The organism is uncultured Campylobacter sp., assembly GCF_937997465.1.
GTDB lineage: Bacteria > Campylobacterota > Campylobacteria > Campylobacterales > Campylobacteraceae > Campylobacter_A.
Genome location: NZ_CALKTQ010000066.1, coordinates 1 through 3,430, shown reverse-complemented (window position 1 = coordinate 3,430; position 3,430 = coordinate 1). Strand labels below are relative to the sequence as shown.

The 3,430-nt window shown below is 46.1% G+C and carries 4 protein-coding genes and 1 pseudogene; 3 read left to right on the top strand and 2 right to left on the bottom strand.

What is annotated here, in order from left to right:
• The first annotated feature begins 341 nt into the window (after positions 1-341).
• The gene (locus tag Q0546_RS01940; RefSeq protein WP_298790029.1) at positions 342-992 is read left to right on the top strand and encodes an HAD family hydrolase; all 651 of its coding nucleotides are present in this window, start codon (positions 342-344) and stop codon (positions 990-992) included.
• A 344-nt stretch (positions 993-1,336) separates the two neighbouring features.
• On the opposite strand, the gene Q0546_RS01935 is transcribed toward Q0546_RS01940, so the two are convergent.
• Positions 1,337-1,507 carry a hypothetical protein gene (locus tag Q0546_RS01935; protein WP_298790027.1) on the bottom strand — a complete coding sequence of 57 codons (171 nt, stop codon included), beginning with the start codon at positions 1,505-1,507 and terminating at the stop codon, positions 1,337-1,339.
• 143 nt (positions 1,508-1,650) lie between these two features.
• On the opposite strand from Q0546_RS01935, the gene Q0546_RS01930 reads away from it, so the two are divergent.
• Positions 1,651-1,824, top strand: a complete 174-nt coding sequence (locus Q0546_RS01930; RefSeq protein WP_298790025.1) for a hypothetical protein — start codon at positions 1,651-1,653, stop codon at positions 1,822-1,824.
• Between the two features lie 60 nt (positions 1,825-1,884).
• On the opposite strand, the gene Q0546_RS01925 is transcribed toward Q0546_RS01930, so the two are convergent.
• Positions 1,885-2,163, bottom strand: a complete 279-nt coding sequence (locus tag Q0546_RS01925; protein ID WP_298790023.1) for a hypothetical protein — start codon at positions 2,161-2,163, stop codon at positions 1,885-1,887.
• Positions 2,164-2,314: 151 nt separating this feature from the next.
• On the opposite strand from Q0546_RS01925, the pseudogene Q0546_RS01920 reads away from it, so the two are divergent.
• Positions 2,315-3,430, top strand: a pseudogene (locus Q0546_RS01920) (pyruvate:ferredoxin (flavodoxin) oxidoreductase); the annotation flags it as partial.

The following is a 3,430-nucleotide window of genomic DNA, read 5'->3' as shown; positions in this document are numbered from 1 at the left end:
AGAAACTATTGAAATTGATAAGAGAAAATCCGCTTAAGTTTAATTGAGCCAAATTAAATTTCACCGCTTTCGTTAAATTTAAAATCTAATTCATATTTTAAAGTCAAATTTGACAGCATAAACATTTTAACAAATCCTTAATTTCGGCGTCTTAGAGTGCAGTCGCATAAAATTTAGTCCAAAGCCAAAAAGTATAAATTTAAAAATCAAAAATTTACAAAAAGCTATCTTAAGGCAAATTTTAAAATACAAAAAGTAAAATCAAAGTTTATTAAAACGTTAATTCGGCTTGAAAATGCCGCCAAATTTGCAACATCAAAATAAAAAACGAAAGAAGTAAAATGAAAAAAACCATACTTTTTGACCTCGACGGTACACTCATCGACTCGACGCCTGCTATCCTTGACGGATTTGGCGCGGCATTTCTCGCTCACGGAGAATCCGCGCCAAACCCTGAGGCCGTCAAAGCTCTAGTCGGCCATCCGCTTGATTTTATGTTTGCGTGGCTCGGTGCGCCGACGCAGCTAGTGCCTGATTATATCGCAGCATACAAGGCGCGATACGAGCAGATTTTTTTGGAGCAAACATCGTTGCTTGAGGGTGCGGCGGCTGCGTTGGCACTTGCTAGCGAGGTCGCGGACGTTGGCGCCGTGACGACAAAAACGTCGAAATTTTCGGTTATTTTACTTGAGCATTTGGGCGTCATGAGATTTATCAAAATCGTGATCGGCAGAGACGACGTAGTAAATCCAAAACCAGACCCCGAGCCCATAAACACGGCTCTTGAGCGCCTAGGCAAAACGAGCGCGCAAGATAAGGCGAGCGCCTTTATGGTCGGCGATACGACGATGGATCTGGAGTCGGCAAAGCGTGCTGGTATCGCGGGCGTCGGGCTAGTTTGCGGCTACGGCAAGGAGGCTGACTTGCGCGAGCATTCAAATTTGATCTTTCAAAATGCATTTGAAGCGGTTAAATTTATAGCCGGCAGATGAGCTTAGCCTGCTACCGTGCTAGTTAAATTTAGCAACCAAAGCACATATTTAGGTTACTAAACTATTGTTTTTTGGTATTTTGCTGCGGTTAAAATTTGGCCGCTCGCGGGGTCAAAATTAAGTCAAATTTGTCGCAAGCTCATAAGAAAAAGGCAAATTTGACTTAACTATGCGCGCTCTTTTTCAAAGTACTCAAACGCATCGATTATATCAAGCTAAACGCCGTCAAAATCCGCGTTAAGAATTTTTTTGATACGAGCCATCGTTTCCAGTAATTATTTTTCGCCAATCCGCATTCCAATATTTGATGACATAATTTCCTTTCCAGTGCGTGTTTTCCTATGCTAGCCAGCTGGGCTTGCCTGTTTTCCAGGCGCCATTCCAATAATACCGGTAATCCTCCGCCCCCCTATGCTCATATAGTAGATCACGAGCCGCTTCCCGCCGTTGCGTTTTATTTTGAGCTCCCTTACTTCGGACTCGGCGTAGGCTTTTACGAAGTGAAACAAATCCATATCGTAATCCGTATTTTTGAGCGCAACGATAAGCTGCCGTTTTGTAGAAATTTTTTGCTGTTAATCAGATACAAAAAGTTTTCGGCGTCTGCAACCGTTTTTATATCTTTGGCGTTTGCGTTATACGGAGCGTTCGGATACTTTTGAACGGCGGTCAGGTTGCGTTTATCGGCTGCAAAAGAAAGAAAACCGTTTTCTTTGCTGCGCCGATACGAGGCGTCTATGTCGCTCGCGGTGGAACAATAATCGGTAACGAGCACCCGCACGCCGTTTTGCGCGTAGAGGAGGCCATGTATTCCTTACGTCGGCGGGAGTAGGCTCATCGTCATATGAGTATCCGTAAAACAGCGACTCGGCACCCACAGCTGAGATCGCGCCTAGGTAGTCCTGCTGCAGCTTGCCGCTAGCTGAGCCGTCATTGGTAATGAGCTCAAGCCCGTTTTGCGGGATGACGATGAAGTTTTTATCAAATTTTTGCCGTATTGCGAGATGGTGATGACGAAGCGGCGCATATCCTCGCGGTAGTCTGTCGCAGGTTTTGCTTCGCCTGCATGATTTTTATTCGTGCTATTTTCAATCGCTGCAGTGCAAAGGCATAAGACGAAAAACGCGGCTAGCGGATAAATTTTAGCAAATTTATAAAAATCGGCCGTCAAATATTTTTTGATTGTAGCTCAAATTTGGGGCTTTGGATTATTAAATTTAATCATTTTTGAAAATGTAAAGCGGCGGATTAATGATAGATTTTGGAATTTAGCTCTATAATAAAAGATTTTTAAAAATCGTAAGAAAATTTAAGGCGGAAAAATGGCTAAAATAATGAAAACTATGGACGGAAACGAGGCTGCGGCGCACGCGGCTTATGCATTTACGGAGGTTGCGGGTATCTACCCGATCACTCCTAGCTCGCCGATGGCTGATTACACCGATATGTGGGCGGCTCAGGGTAAGAAAAATTTATTCGGCATGCCCGTTAAAGTAGTCGAAATGCAAAGCGAAGGCGGAGCTGCGGGCACCGTGCATGGCTCGCTGCAAGTGGGCGCGCTAACTACTACATACACGGCTTCGCAAGGTCTACTTCTAAAAATCCCAAATATGTACAAGATCGCAGGTCAACTACTACCCGGCGTCATCCACGTGAGCGCGCGCTCTATCGCGGCTCAGGCGCTTTCTATATTTGGCGATCATCAGGACATTTATGCCTGTCGCCAGACGGGATTTGCTATGCTAGCAAGCGGCTCCGTGCAAGAGGTCATGGATATCGCAGGCGTCGCGCACCTAGCGGCGATAAAGGGTCGCGTGCCGTTTTTGCACTTTTTTGACGGATTTCGCACGAGCCACGAGATACAAAAGGTCGAGGTGCTTGACTATGCGCACTTTGATAGGCTTCTTGACCGTGAGGCGCTGCAAAAATTTAGAGACGAAGCGCTGAGTCCCGAGAGTCCTAAAACTCGCGGTACGGCTCAAAACGACGATATTTATTTCCAAACGCGTGAGCTAGCTAACCGCTACTACGATGCGATTCCCGATATCGTGGCCGAGTATCTAAAAGAAATTTCAAAAATCACGGGACGCGATTATCGTCCTTTTAATTATTACGGCGATCCGCATGCTACGCGCGTCGTGGTCGCGATGGGTTCGGTAACGCAAACTCTCGAAGAAGTGGTCGATCACCTGCGCGCAAAGGGCGAAAAAGTAGGCGTGCTAAAGGTACATCTATACCGTCCGTTTAGCCTAAAATACCTCTTTGACGTGATGCCTGAGACGGTAGAAAAGATCGCCGTGCTAGACCGCACGAAAGAGCCTGGAAGCCTAGGAGAGCCGCTATATCTGGATGTCAAGGCGGCGTTTTACGGACGCAAAAATCAGCCCGTTATCGTAGGCGGTCGCTACGGCCTAAGCTCAAAGGACGTCGATCCTGCG